Origin of the sequence: Reinekea blandensis MED297 (assembly GCF_000153185.1) — a bacterium.
Classification (GTDB): domain Bacteria; phylum Pseudomonadota; class Gammaproteobacteria; order Pseudomonadales; family Natronospirillaceae; genus Reinekea; species Reinekea blandensis.
In genome coordinates this window covers 49,975-64,587 of sequence record NZ_CH724152.1, presented here as the reverse complement: position 1 = coordinate 64,587, position 14,613 = coordinate 49,975, and the positions used below count along the sequence as shown (strand labels likewise).

Below are 14,613 nucleotides of genomic sequence, written 5' to 3'. Positions count from 1 at the left end.
AAACAACAGGAGACATTATTGGTAGGTTCACTTTCGACAGATAGCAAAAATATCCGACGGAAGTCTTCAAACTGACTGAATGACTTGACAATGACCTGACAGACTTTTGCGATGTGATTCAACGATTGTGTTGGTTTTCGCCCATAATCCAGGTCGCTCGGATAGCACGGTCATCACCGAGCATCATTAACGCAAACAGCTTTTCGTGAACATCTTCAGATCGCAGATGCTGCATACGGAAGCGCATTAAATCCGTCGCTTCCGGGTCAAGCACGACCAGATCCGCCTCACATCCAGTCTCCAGCTGCCCGATGGTGCCTTCCAAATCGAGCGCCCGAGCTCCGCCTAACGTAGCCAGGTACAGCCCTTCATAGGCGGACAGTTTTTCGCCTTGCAGCTGTTGTACCTTGTATGCTTCATTGTAGGTTTGCAGCATGGAGAATGACGTTCCGGCTCCAACATCGGTGCCCATACCGACATGAATATTATGTTCCCGGATCCGTTTGAGAGGGAACAGCCCGGAGCCGATAAACAGGTTCGAGGTTGGACAATGGGCCAGAGCGCACTTGTGGTCGGCCAACGCGTGAAGCTCGCGATCACATAAATGGATACCGTGTGCAAGAACACTGCGTCGTCTTAACAATCCAGCCTGCTGATAGACATCGATGTAATCTGATGATTCAGGAAACAGCTCGCCAACCCACTCACATTCTTTTTTATTCTCCGAGGTATGCGTATGCATATAAACCGTCGGATACTCCTCTAACAGCCGTTTACAGGCATCCAGCTGCTCAGGAGTGGATGTCGGGGCAAAACGCGGTGTAACAGCGTATTGAAGCCGGTCTTTACCGTGCCACTTGTCGATCAGTGCCTTTGATTCGGCATAGCTCGTCTCTGCTGTGTCTTTCAGTGCATCCGGACAGTTACGATCCATCATCACCTTACCGCAAATCATGCGCAGGTTGCGTTCCTGGGCTTTATCAAAAAAAGCATCAACCGATTGCGGATGCACAGTGCCAAACACCAGGGCAGTTGTCGTACCGTTTCTGACCAGCTCATTCAGAAACGTTTCAGCGACACCGGCCGCGTGGTCGTAATCTGCAAAAGCCTCTTCCGTCGGAAAAGCGTGTTCAGTCAACCAGGTCAGCAGTTGCTCTCCGTAAGCAGCAATCATAGGGGTCTGCGGATAATGCACATGAGTATCGATCATGCCGGGAATAATCAATTTCCCGCGATAGTCGTACACGGGAACCGAAGAACTGACCTTACTTTGCAGATCACTGGCGGCACCTCTGTCAGCAATCCGCCCCTGATCATCAATCAACAAAGCACCATCTGGCAGATAACGAACAGCATCCAGTCCGGTTTTAGAGGGATCATCAGTAAAATCGAGCAAATCACCTAACAGCAGTTTCATAGTTTTCCTTTCAGCTTCAAGCCAACGCCATCAATGTGAAGGCGCGACTGTCCGCTATAAACATTCCAGAGCCGGTCAGGGCTCAGTTTAGCGTGTGTTGGTGCGGTAGCGATGTCCGTACTCTAAAAAGCAGAAATCCTAACCACATGGTCAACATTATATCTAAGTCCAATAAAAAAGGCTCGGGAAATCCCGTGCCTTATTTCAACGATGACCCAAAACCTGCGGCCATAAAAAAGGCCGCTTACGCGGCCCTTTCTTCAGCGTGTGCTCAGATCCGATTACTCGATGATCTTCGCTACAACGCCCGCACCCACTGTACGACCGCCTTCACGGATCGCAAAGCGCAGACCTTCGTCCATCGCGATTGGCGCAATCAGTGTCACGTCCATCTTGATGTTGTCGCCTGGCATGACCATTTCTACGCCTTCTGGCAGCTCACACGCACCGGTTACGTCCGTTGTACGGAAGTAGAACTGTGGACGGTAGCCTTTGAAGAATGGCGTGTGACGGCCACCTTCGTCTTTAGACAGAACGTATACTTCCGCTTCGAAGCGGGTGTGTGGCGTGATGGAACCTGGCTTCGCCAGAACCTGTCCACGCTCAACTTCGTCACGCTTGGTACCACGCAGCAGCGCACCAATGTTCTCACCCGCACGACCTTCGTCGAGCAGCTTACGGAACATTTCAACACCAGTAACGGTGGTCTTGGTGGTGTCTTTGATACCAACAATCTCAACTTCGTCACCTGTGTTAACCACACCGCGCTCAACACGACCGGTTACAACGGTACCACGACCGGAGATTGAGAAGACGTCTTCGATTGGCAGAATGAACGCGCCGTCGATCGCACGCTCTGGCTCAGGAATGTACTCGTCCAGAGTCTCAACCAGCTTCTTAACCGCGGTTGTACCCATTTCGTTGTCGTCTTTACCTTCCAGCGCCATCAGTGCAGAACCGATGATGATTGGCGTGTCGTCTCCTGGGACTCGTACTGAGACAGCAGTCACGACTCCATTTCAACCAGTCCAGCAGCTCTCATCGTCAACCATGTCCGCTTTGTCAGGAACACAACGATGTAAGGGACACCTACCTGACGAGACAGCAGGATGTGCTCACGCGTCTGTGGCATTGGGCCGTCCGCAGCTGAACATACCAGGATCGCGCCGTCCATCTGAGCGGCACCGGTGATCATGTTCTTCACGTAGTCGGCGTGTCCAGGACAGTCAACGTGCGCGTAGTGGCGTACTGGTGAATCGTACTCAACGTGAGACGTTGCGATGGTGATACCACGCTCACGCTCTTCTGGTGCGTTGTCGATACCGTCAAACGCGATTGCAGCACCGCTGCCCCATACTTCGTGACATACACGTGTCAGGGCCGCTGTCAGTGTCGTTTTACCATGGTCAACGTGACCGATTGTGCCCACGTTTACGTGGGGCTTGTTACGCTCAAATGTAGCCTTTCCCATTTGGTCTTTCCTCTAGTGTTAGCGCTAACTAATTAAGACTTCTGAATAATCGATTCAACAATGTTCATCGGTGCTTCTTTATAAGCACTGAATTCCATCGTATACGAAGCACGGCCCTGAGACATGGAACGCAAATCGGTTGCATAACCAAACATCTCGGAGAGCGGTACTTCCGCATTAATTACCTTGCCGGACGGGCTGTCATCCATACCAGCGACGGTTCCGCGACGGCGATTCAAGTCACCCATAACGTCACCCATGTAATCTTCAGGGGTCACGACTTCAACATTCATGACTGGCTCCAGCAAAGCAGGCTTACCCTGATCTGCCAATTTTTTAACAGCCATGGACGCGGCAACTTTAAACGCCATTTCGTTCGAGTCGACATCGTGGAAAGAACCATCGTAAAGGGTCGCTTTGAGACCCAACAATGGGTACCCCGCCAGAACACCATTCTGCATCTGTTCTTCAATACCTTTCTGAACAGCTGGAATGTATTCCTTAGGAATAGCACCACCCACGATTTCGTTGACAAATTCCAGACCTTCGGCGTTCTCATCCTCCGCAGGCTCAAATTTGACAATCACGTGACCATACTGGCCACGACCACCAGACTGACGGGCAAACTTCGAGTCCACGTTGGCAACAGCACGAATGCGTTCACGGTATGCAACCTGAGGCGCACCGACGTTACATTCAACTTTGAACTCTCGCTTCATACGGTCGACAATGATGTCCAGGTGCAATTCACCCTGGCCACCGATAATTGTCTGACCCGTCTCTTCATCCGTATGAACTTTAAAAGATGGATCTTCCTGAGCCAACTTGCTCAGTGCAATACCCATCTTTTCCTGGTCCGCTTTCGATCTTGGTTCGACAGCCACAGAGATTACCGGTTCTGGGAAATCCATACGCTCCAGCGTGATCACATGGTTTGGATCACAAAACGTATCACCCGTGGTGACATTTTTAATGCCGATAAGGGCACCAATGTCACCCGCCAGTAACTCTTTAATTTCTTCACGGTTGTTTGAGTGCATCTGAACCATTCGGCCGACACGCTCTTTTTTACCTGAAACTGAGTTATATACGGAGTCACCCGACTTCAAGATACCGCCGTAAACACGTACGAATGTCAACGTACCCACGAATGGGTCTGTCGCAATCTTAAAGGCCAGGCCAGCAAATGGTGCATCGTCATCAACTTCGACAGCCTGATGAGTCCCGTCTTCCAGCTCACCCTCAATGGCGTGAACTTCCGTCGGGGACGGCATGTACTCGATGACGCTGTCCAGTACGGCCTGTACGCCTTTGTTTTTAAAGGCAGAGCCGCAGTGAGTCAGAACGATCTCACCGGACAATGTGCGTTCACGAAGACCGGACTTGATCTCTTCTTCAGAGAGCTCCTCGGACTCCATGTACTTTTCCATTAGCTCGTCGTTGGCTTCCGCAGCGGTTTCGACAAGATACGTGCGGTATTCTTCGGCCAGATCCTGAAGATCGGCTGGAATATCGCCATAGGTAAAAGTCATACCCATGTCGTCTTCCGACCACAGAATAGACTTCATCTTAATCAGGTCGATAACGCCTTTGAATTCGTCTTCAGCCCCGATTGGCAGCTGCAACGGAACCGGGTTTGCACCCAACCGTTGTTTCATCTGCTCGACGACGCGCAGGAAGTCGGCACCGGCACGGTCCATCTTGTTAACGAAGACCATGCGAGGAACCTGATAACGATCGGCTTGACGCCAAACGGTTTCCGTTTGCGGCTGAACACCGGATGAGGCACACAGCACAACCACCGCGCCATCTAACACGCGCAGAGACCGTTCAACTTCAATGGTGAAGTCTACGTGTCCGGGTGTATCAATGATGTTAATGCGGTGCTGATCAAACTGCTGACTCATGCCCTGCCAGAAGCAAGTGGTCGCAGCGGAGGTAATGGTAATCCCCCGCTCCTGTTCCTGCTCCATCCAGTCCATGGTCGCTGCGCCATCGTGAACTTCACCGATCTTATGAGAAAGACCGGTGTAGAACAGAATACGCTCAGTTGTCGTCGTTTTGCCTGCATCTACGTGAGCGACGATACCAATGTTCCGGTACCGCGCCAGTGGAGTTTTACGAGCCACGACTCAATCTCCGTATCAAAAAAATTAGAAGCGATAGTGAGAGAATGCTTTGTTGGCTTCTGCCATTTTGTGCACGTCTTCGCGTTTCTTAACCGCTGCACCTTTGCCTTCTGCTGAATCCAGCAATTCACCAGCCAAACGCTGACGCATGCTTTTTTCACCACGCTTACGCGAATACTCAACCAACCAGCGCATAGCCAGAGCTTCACGACGTGCAGGACGTACTTCGACAGGAACCTGATAGGTTGCACCACCAACTCGGCGGGATTTTACTTCCACCAGCGGTGCGATGCTTTCAAGAGATTTCTCGAACAGTTCAACAGGATCTTCGTGACCCTTTTCTTTCACGATGTCGAGGGCACCGTAAACAATTTTTTCAGCGACAGATTTTTTGCCATCAACCATTACGTGGTTCATGAACTTCGCTAGTGTCTGACTTCCGAATTTCGGATCAGGCAGGATTTCACGCTTTGCAGCGACGCGTCTTCTTGGCATTGATAAGCCCCTTTTAGTAGGTCTTCAGGCAGATCTGAGATCAGTGATACACGCGACCTTTCGGTTCTTTGTATCCGACTCAGCCTTACTGCTTATTCTGAGACTGTAAAATAGATCAACGATTACTTCTTAGGTCGTTTTGTACCGTACTTAGAACGGCCGTTCTTACGCTCGTTAACACCGGAAGTATCCAGCGCACCACGAACTGTGTGGTAACGAACACCTGGCAAGTCTTTAACACGACCGCCTCGGATCAGAACAACGGAGTGTTCTTGCAGGTTGTGACCCTCACCACCGATGTACGAAGATACTTCGTAACCGTTGGTCAGACGAACACGGCAAACTTTACGCAATGCAGAGTTCGGTTTCTTTGGTGTAGTCGTGTAAACACGAGTACATACACCGCGACGCTGTGGACATGCTTCCAGAGCACGTACAGCGCTTGCTTCCGTTACACGCTTACGCGGTTTACGGACCAGCTGGTTAATTGTAGCCATTTAAGCCTCTTTCTCTCGTTTTCACTTCTCTTGAACTAACAGCACCCGAAGGCTGTCGCCCCCGGGCACTGAAAGGTGCGCGATTTTACGTTATCGCACATTTCTTAGTCAATAGCAGGGCTGTAAAGACTTCTGAACACCGATTCAGCCCTGATACTGTCTACTTGTTTAACGCCTGACTCAGAGCCGCTTCCACTTCCTGAGCACTGATAGACGGTTTTTCACCGGTACGCTCAAGTCGCTTACGCTTGCGCTCTGCATGGTATGCCAGACCGGTACCCGCCGGAATCAGACGACCCACAACGACGTTTTCTTTCAGGCCACGCAGGTAATCCCGCTTCCCGGTTACCGCCCCTTCGGTCAGTACACGGGTGGTTTCCTGGAACGATGCCGCCGAAATGAACGACTCAGTCGCCAGCGATGCCTTGGTGATACCCAACAGAACACGCTCGAACTTAGCCGTTTGCTTATTCTCGGCTTCCGCGGCTTCATTGCCTTCAACCAGATGCATGTATTCCACCTGATCGCCCTTAATGAAGTCCGTATCACCACTGTCAGTGATCAGCGCTTTACGCAGCATCTGACGGCAAATCACTTCGATGTGTTTGTCGTTAATGACAACGCCCTGCAGTCGGTAGACTTCCTGAATCTCTTTCACAACGTACTTGGCCAGGGCTTCAACACCCAGAACGCGAAGAATGTCATGCGGGTTCATCGGACCATCCGAAAGTACTTCACCCTTCTCGACGTTTTCACCTTCGAAGACGTTCATCTGACGCCATTTCGGAATCAGCTCTTCATAAGGCTCAGACCCGTCAGTCGGCGTGATCACGATACGCTTCTTACCCTTGGTCTCTTTACCAAAGCCGAAGGTACCGCTGATTTCTGCAAGAATGGCGGACTCTTTTGGCTTACGCGCTTCGAACAGGTCAGCAACGCGTGGCAGACCACCGGTGATGTCCTTGTTACCGCTCGATTCCTGAGGAATACGTGCCAGAATGTCACCCACTTTGACTTCCGCACCATCTGACAAACTCAACAACGAGCCATCAGTCAGGAAGTACTGCACCGGCTGATTGGTATTACCAATCATCACGTCATTGCCATCCGCATCCAGCAGTTTAATCATCGGGCGAATTTCTTTACCCGCTGAGTTACGCTGAGCTTGAGGAATGACCTCGGTGGTGCTCACACCAGTCAATTCATCGATCTTACGGTTGATGGTGATACCTTCATCCATACCGATGAACTGAACTTTACCGTCGTTCTCGGCAACGATTGGGTGCGTGTGTGGGTCCCAACGGACAACAACTTCACCGGCTTCAACCTTAGCACCGTCTTTGACGCTGATCACGGAACCGTAAGGCAGCTTATAGCGCTCACGCTCACGCCCATGATCATCGGCCATGGCCAACAAACCAGAGCGGCTGACCACGACCAGGGAACCGTCTTCACGGGTGACCGTCTTGACGTTATGCAGATGAACCGTACCACCTTGCTTCACCTGTACATTATCGATCGCAGAAGAGCTCGATGCTGCACCACCAATGTGGAACGTACGCATCGTCAACTGTGTACCCGGTTCACCAATAGACTGTGCTGCGATAATACCAACCGCTTCACCAATGTTGATGCGGTGACCACGAGCCAGGTCACGACCGTAACACTGAGCACAGACACCGAAGCGTGTTTCACAAGTGATGGATGAACGGACCTTAACGGAGTCCACACCACTGTCATCGACAAGCTCAGCCAGTTTTTCGTCGATCATCACACCGGCAGGGACAACAACATCGTCTGTCGCCGGGTGAATCACATCTTCCGCCGGTACCCGACCCAGCACCTGCTGACCCAGACCAACAACGACGTCGCCGCCATCGATGATTGGCTCAAGCATGATGCCTGCTTCGGTACCACAATCTTCTTCTGTAACAACAACGTCCTGTGCTACGTCAACCAAACGACGAGTCAGATAACCAGAAGATGCAGTCTTCAATGCTGTATCGGCCAGACCTTTACGCGCACCGTGGGTTGAAATGAAGTATTCACCAACCGACAGGCCTTCACGGAAGTTTGCTTTAATCGGGTTTTCAATAATGGAACCGTCCGGCTTCGCCATCAGACCACGCATACCCGCCAACTGACGAATCTGAGTGGCACTACCACGAGCGCCGGAGTCGGCCATCATAAAGACGGCGTTAAAGGAGTCCTGCTCGACTTCGTTGCCGTCTTTATCCGTGGTGATCTCTTTAGAGATCCCTTCCATCATTGACTTCGCAATCTGGTCGTTGGCACGTGACCAAAGGTCGACAACCTTGTTGTACTTCTCGCCCTGGGTAATCAAACCCTGAGCAAACTGCTCTTCAACTTCCTGAACTTCCGCTTCCGCAGCGCCCAGAATGTCGTACTTCGCCTGTGGAATAACAAAGTCATTCACACCGATCGAAGAACCGGACTTGGTGGCGTAGCTGAAGCCCATGTACATCACCTGGTCGGCGAAGATCACCGTCTCTTTCAGACCAACTGAACGGTAACACTCGTTCAGCAGACCTGAGATCGCTTTCTTCTTCATCGGCTGGTTGACCATTTCAAATGGCATACCTTCCGGTGCGATAGAGTACAAAATGGTTCGACCCACAGTTGTCTCTTTCAGCGATGTGGTTTCTGTACGTACGCCGTCTTCACTGAAGGCAACTTCAGTGATACGGACCTTGATCATAGCCTGCAAAGCAGCCTGACCGGCACCATAGGCGCGAAGCACTTCTTCGGTGTTCGCAAACACCATGCCTTCGCCTTTAGCGTTAATACGGGCACGCGTCATGTAATACAGACCGAGTACAACGTCCTGAGAAGGTACAATGATCGGCTCACCTGAGGCTGGCGACAGAATGTTATTGGTCGACATCATCAGGGCACGTGCTTCCAGCTGAGCTTCCAGCGTCAGCGGAATGTGCACAGCCATCTGGTCACCGTCGAAGTCAGCGTTATAGGCCGCACACACCAATGGGTGCAGGTTAATCGCTTTACCTTCAATCAGCACTGGTTCAAACGCCTGAATACCCAAACGGTGCAGTGTTGGTGCACGGTTCAACAATACAGGGTGTTCACGAATCACTTCATCCAGGATGTCCCAGACGACGGGCTCTTCGCGCTCGACCATTTTCTTAGCCGCTTTGATCGTTGTTGCCAGACCACGGTGCTCGAGCTTGCTGAAAATAAACGGCTTGAACAGTTCCAGAGCCATTTTCTTCGGCAGACCACACTGGTGCAGACGCAAAGTAGGACCAACCACGATCACCGAACGACCGGAATAGTCAACACGCTTACCCAGTAGGTTCTGACGGAAACGACCCTGCTTACCTTTGATCATGTCAGCCAAAGACTTCAGAGGACGACGGTTCGAACCGGTAATGGCACGACCACGACGGCCGTTATCCAGCAGAGCGTCGACAGACTCTTGCAGCATACGCTTTTCGTTGCGAACGATGATATCCGGTGCAGCCAGTTCCAACAGACGCTTCAGTCGGTTGTTACGGTTAATAACACGACGGTACAGATCGTTCAGGTCTGATGTTGCAAAGCGACCACCATCCAGAGGCACCAGAGGACGCAGATCCGGCGGCAGAACCGGCAGAACGGTCATGACCATCCATTCAGGATTGTTACCTGACTTGTGGAACGCTTCCAGCAACTTCAGACGCTTAGACAGCTTCTTAATTTTGGTTTCAGAATTGGTCGCCGGAATCTCTTCACGCAGTTGAGAGATCTCGCCTTCCAGGTCGATAAACTCGAGCAGCTTCTGAACCGCTTCTGCACCCATACGGGCATCGAAATCATCGCCGAATTCTTCAATCGCTTCGTAGTATTCTTCGTCGGTCAGCAACTGGCCTTTTTCCAGACTGGTCAAACCCGGATCGATGACAACGAAGCTCTCGTAGTAGAGGATGCGTTCGATATCACGCAGAGTCATATCGAGCATCAGACCAATACGGGATGGCAGTGATTTCAGGAACCAGATGTGTGCAACCGGTGCCGCCAGTTCAATGTGGCCCATACGCTCACGACGAACTTTGGCTTGTGTCACTTCAACGCCACACTTCTCACAAATCACACCACGGTGTTTCAGGCGCTTGTACTTACCGCACAGGCACTCATAGTCCTTGATCGGACCAAAAATCCGCGCACAGAACAGACCGTCACGCTCGGGTTTAAACGTACGGTAGTTAATGGTTTCTGGCTTCTTCACTTCACCGAACGACCATGAACGAATCATGTCCGGTGACGCAAGACCAATTCGAATCGAGTCGAATTCTTCAGCCTGGCCTTGAGATTTAAGCAGATTTAATAAATCTTTCATGTTTCAGCTCCAAAGGGAGTTGGCAACCCGGGCAGCCCTCAGGCTGCCCACCGTTCAATCACTCTTCGTTTTCCAGCTCGATATCGATACCCAGTGAGCGGATTTCTTTCACCAATACGTTGAAAGACTCCGGCATGCCAGGTTCCATACGGTGGTCGCCATCGACGATGTTCTTATACATCTTCGTACGGCCGTTCACGTCGTCCGATTTCACTGTCAACATTTCCTGCAGAGTGTAAGCGGCGCCGTACGCTTCCAGCGCCCACACTTCCATCTCCCCGAATCGCTGACCACCGAACTGAGCTTTACCACCCAACGGTTGTTGCGTTACCAGACTGTAAGAGCCGGTTGAACGGGCATGCATCTTGTCGTCCACCAAGTGGTTCAACTTCAGCATGTACATGTAACCGACTGTCGTTTTGTTTTCGAAGGCATCACCGGTTCGGCCATCCCACAATTGGATCTGACCGGAATCGTCCATGCCCGCCAAACGAAGCAGTTCTTTAACTTCTGTTTCTTTCGCACCATCAAAGACCGGCGTCGCAATCGGAACACCTTTCTTCAGGTTGCTGGCGAGTTCCTGAATTTCTGCATCGGAGAACTCAGCCAACGCTTCGCTGCGCTTGCTATCGCCGGACTGGTTATACACCTGGTCCATAAAATCGCGCAGTTCGGCAGCGCTGCGCTGCTCTTCTACCATTTCATTGATGCGATCGCCGAGGCCTTTTGCAGCCGCGCCCAGGTGAGTCTCGAGAATCTGACCGACGTTCATACGCGATGGTACACCCAACGGGTTCAGCACCACGTCAACCGGATTACCCTTCTCGTCATAAGGCATGTCTTCAACTGGCATGATGACGGAGATAACACCCTTGTTACCGTGTCGGCCGGCCATCTTGTCACCCGGTTGAATACGACGCTTAACCGCGAGGTAAACCTTAACGACCTTAAGAACACCCGGTTGCAGATCATCACCAGACTGAAGCTTGCGCTTCTTGTCGTCGAAACGCTCATCCTGATCTTGTTTACGCTCTTTCAACTGAGCTTCCGCAGCTTCAAGCTGCGCGGCCAGGGTTTCGTCTTGCAGACGCAGTTTGAACCAATCTGAACGTGGTAAACCATTCAGGTAATCAGCGGTCAGCTCATCACCTTTCTTCAGGTCCGGACCGCCAGCAACTTTCTGGCCGACCAACGCGTTATGCAGACGTTCGAATACCGTGTCTTCAACAATGCGATACTCGGCGTTAAGATCCTTACGGAACTCTTCCAGCGCCTGACGTTCAATATCTTTGGATCGCTGATCGCGTTCAACACCATCACGGGTGAAAGTCTGAACATCGATGACCGTACCACGCATGCCGCCTTTAACGCGCAGAGACGTGTCTTTAACATCAGATGCTTTCTCACCGAAGATGGCACGCAGCAGTTTCTCTTCAGGCGTCAGTTGCGTTTCTGATTTCGGTGTCACCTTACCGACCAGAATATCGCCCGCGCCAACTTCAGCACCAATATAAACAATACCGGACTCATCCAGTTTGCTCAGTGCAGATTCACCAACGTTCGGAATGTCCGCGGTGATCTCCTCAGGGCCGAGTTTTGTATCACGTGCGATACAGGTCAGTTCCTGAATGTGAATCGACGTGAATCGATCTTCCTGAACGACTTTCTCAGACACCAGGATGGAGTCCTCGAAGTTATATCCGTTCCAAGGCATGAACGCGATACGCATGTTCTGACCCAGTGCCAGTTCGCCCAGGTCGACCGATGGACCGTCAGCCAGTACATCACCGCGGGCGATCATGTCACCCTGACGCACGATCGTGCGCTGGTTAATACAGGTGTTCTGGTTAGAACGGGTATATTTGGTCAGGTTGTAGATATCAACACCGGCATCGTCATCGCCGATTTCATCGTGTGCAACCTTAACAACAATTCGCGACGCATCGACGTACTCAACAACGCCGCCACGATCCGCAACCACACAGACACCTGAGTCGACGGCGACATTTCGTTCGATACCCGTACCAACCAGTGGCTTATCTGATTTCAGAGTAGGCACGGCCTGACGCTGCATGTTCGATCCCATCAAGGCTCGGTTGGCGTCATCGTGCTCCAGGAATGGAATCAACGATGCTGCAACAGAGACCACCTGACGAGGCGATACATCCATCATGTCCACTTTGTCGATAGGCGCGAGTGTGAACTCATTCTGGTGACGTACCTGAACGAACTCGTCTTCGATCATGCCATCATCGCTGACCGGCACGTTAGCCTGTGCGATGGTGTGCTTCGCTTCATCAATGGCCGACAGATAAACGATGTCATCCGTCACCTTACCGTTTTCAACGCGACGATAAGGTGTTTCGAGGAAGCCGTAGCTATTGGTACGCGCATAGGTCGACAGGGTATTGATCAAACCAATGTTTGGACCTTCCGGCGTCTCAATTGGACAAACCCGACCGTAGTGCGTTGGGTGTACGTCGCGGACCTCAAAGCCCGCACGTTCACGCGTCAGACCACCTGGGCCTAACGCAGATACACGACGCTTATTGGTAATACCGGACAGCGGGTTATTCTGGTCCATAAACTGAGACAGCTGAGAAGAACCAAAGAACTCTTTGATAGCGGCAGCAACAGGCTTGGCGTTCACCAGATCCTGTGGCATCAGGCCTTCACTTTCAGCCATGGACAGACGTTCACGAACCGCACGTTCAACTCGGACGAGGCCGACGCGGAACTGGTTTTCAGCCATTTCACCCACGGAACGAACACGACGGTTACCCAAGTGGTCGATATCGTCCACTTCGCCCTTACCATTACGAATGTCGATCAGGGTACGCAGAACGTCGACGATGTCTTCACGGGACAAAATACCTTCGCCTTCGTCAGAGTCACGACCCAGACGGCGGTTGAACTTCATTCGACCAACGGAGGACAGATCGTATCGATCCGACGTAAAGAACAGGTTCTGGAAAAGCGTTTCGGCTGCTTCTTTTGTTGGCGGTTCACCAGGTCGCATCATGCGATAGATTTCGACCAGCGCCTCCAACGGTGTGCTTGTCGGATCATTCCGAAGCGTGTCGGAAACGAACGGACCGCAGTCGAGGTCATTGGTATACAGGGTTTCAAAAGCGGCAATGCCGTTTTCTTTAATCTGTTCCAACAGATCGACGGTGATTTCGTCGTTGCATTGCGCCAGAATTTCACCGGTTGATGCGTTGACGAGATCGGTAGCCAAAGACTTGCCCAGTACATAAGTGTCTGGAACAACGACACTGGTCAGGCCGGCACTTTCAAACTGCTTAATATGACGGGCGGTAATACGACGCCCTTCTTCGAGCAGGACGTTACCTTCACCATCGCGGATCTCAAATGCTGCGGTTTCGCCTTTAAGACGGTCGGCAACAAGGTCCATTTCGATTTCGGCACCGTTAACCTTGAACGAAACACGTTCAAAGAACATATCCAGAATTTCTTGATTCGTATACTCAAGCGCACGCAGTAAAATGGTCGCTGGCAGCTTACGGCGTCGGTCAATCCGGACAAAAACCTGATCTTTCGGATCGAATTCGAAATCCAACCAGGAACCACGGTAAGGGATCACACGGGCAGAATGCAGTAACTTACCTGAGCTGTGCGTTTTACCTTTATCGTGATCGTAAAACACACCTGGTGAACGATGCAGCTGAGACACCACGACTCGCTCGGTACCATTGACGATAAAGGTACCGTTATCGGTCATTAATGGGATTTCGCCCATATAGACTTCTTGCTCTTTGATGTCTTTGATGGCCTTACTCGGTGAATCCTTATCGTAAATGATAAGGCGAACCTTCACGCGGAGCGGTGCAGCATAAGTAACACCACGCAACTGACACTCTTTCACGTCAAAAGCGGGCTTACCTAAGTTATAACTCACGTACTCTAATGCGGCATTGCCAGAATAACTGACAATTGGGAACACGGACTTGAATGCAGCATGCAGACCACTATCCTGACGATCGGCTGCGTCAGCGTCTGCTTGCAGAAAACTCCGGTAAGAGTCCAATTGAATTGCGAGCAGGTATGGAACGTCCATAACCGGCTCAAGTTTGCCGAAATCCTTACGAATTCGCTTTTTCTCGGTGTAAGAGTATGCCATCAGCAATCCCCAGCTTGTTCACCAACGGTGTGTCTGAGTGGTTAAACCGCACGCGCGGCTGATCGGAAAACAGTTGCCAGCAGACAGGTCTAGCAACACCGACTTT

The 14,613-nt window shown here is 51.4% G+C and carries 6 protein-coding genes and 1 pseudogene; all 7 read right to left on the bottom strand.

The features are described from left to right. Positions 1-118: 118 nt before the first annotated feature. Positions 119-1,417: a guanine deaminase gene (gene guaD, locus MED297_RS11945; RefSeq protein ID WP_008045244.1), complete on the bottom strand. Its 1,299-nt coding sequence runs from the start codon at positions 1,415-1,417 to the stop codon at positions 119-121. 281 nt (positions 1,418-1,698) lie between these two features. Next, positions 1,699-2,888, bottom strand: a pseudogene (gene tuf, locus MED297_RS11940) (elongation factor Tu). Positions 2,889-2,920: 32 nt separating this feature from the next. Continuing rightward, on the bottom strand, positions 2,921-5,017 hold the full coding sequence (fusA, locus tag MED297_RS11935) for an elongation factor G (RefSeq protein ID WP_008045241.1): 2,097 nt from the start codon (positions 5,015-5,017) through the stop codon (positions 2,921-2,923). Positions 5,018-5,041: 24 nt separating this feature from the next. After that, positions 5,042-5,512, bottom strand: coding sequence for a 30S ribosomal protein S7 (gene rpsG / locus MED297_RS11930; RefSeq protein ID WP_008045240.1), 471 nt, complete (start codon positions 5,510-5,512; stop codon positions 5,042-5,044). Positions 5,513-5,634: 122 nt separating this feature from the next. After that, on the bottom strand, positions 5,635-6,009 hold the full coding sequence (rpsL, locus tag MED297_RS11925) for a 30S ribosomal protein S12 (RefSeq protein ID WP_008045239.1): 375 nt from the start codon (positions 6,007-6,009) through the stop codon (positions 5,635-5,637). 160 nt (positions 6,010-6,169) lie between these two features. Further along, positions 6,170-10,366, bottom strand: a complete 4,197-nt coding sequence (gene rpoC / locus MED297_RS11920) for a DNA-directed RNA polymerase subunit beta' (protein ID WP_008045238.1) — start codon at positions 10,364-10,366, stop codon at positions 6,170-6,172. Positions 10,367-10,424: 58 nt separating this feature from the next. Beyond that, complete coding sequence (gene rpoB / locus MED297_RS11915; protein WP_008045237.1) at positions 10,425-14,507, bottom strand: DNA-directed RNA polymerase subunit beta; 4,083 nt, start codon at positions 14,505-14,507, stop codon at positions 10,425-10,427. Positions 14,508-14,613 lie beyond the last annotated feature (106 nt).